Genomic DNA, 350 nt, shown 5'->3' on the forward strand with positions numbered 1-350 from the left:
GTGGGACCACCGCGCTACAGCCGCCAGGCAAATTCCTGTGCTCTGTCCTGTGTCTTTTGTGCTGATGCTGCGTTGCTCTCCCTCGCGTAACTCAGTCACATACCTCAGTATGCTCCTTCGTTCCGTCCCGGTCGGCGCCTTGCCTCAGCGCAAAATCCTTCGGACTTAACTCCGCAGGACATCGCTAATTCTTTTATCCGGATGAACAAAGCTGAAAATCTGTTGCGTCTCTCAAAAAACGCCTCTGGCGTTGTAAGGTTAAGCCTCACGGGTCATTAGTACCGGTTAGCTCAATGCATCGCTGCACTTACACATCCGGCCTATCAACGTCGTCGTCTTCAACGTCCCTT

Annotated in this window: 1 rRNA gene; it reads right to left on the reverse strand. The window is 52.9% G+C overall.

What is annotated here, in order from left to right:
• Positions 1 to 254: 254 nt before the first annotated feature.
• Positions 255 to 350: ribosomal RNA gene (locus F3J37_RS27955) — 23S ribosomal RNA — on the reverse strand; the annotation flags it as partial.

It is taken from the genome of Candidatus Pantoea communis (assembly GCF_011752685.1).
GTDB lineage: Bacteria > Pseudomonadota > Gammaproteobacteria > Enterobacterales > Enterobacteriaceae > Pantoea > Pantoea communis.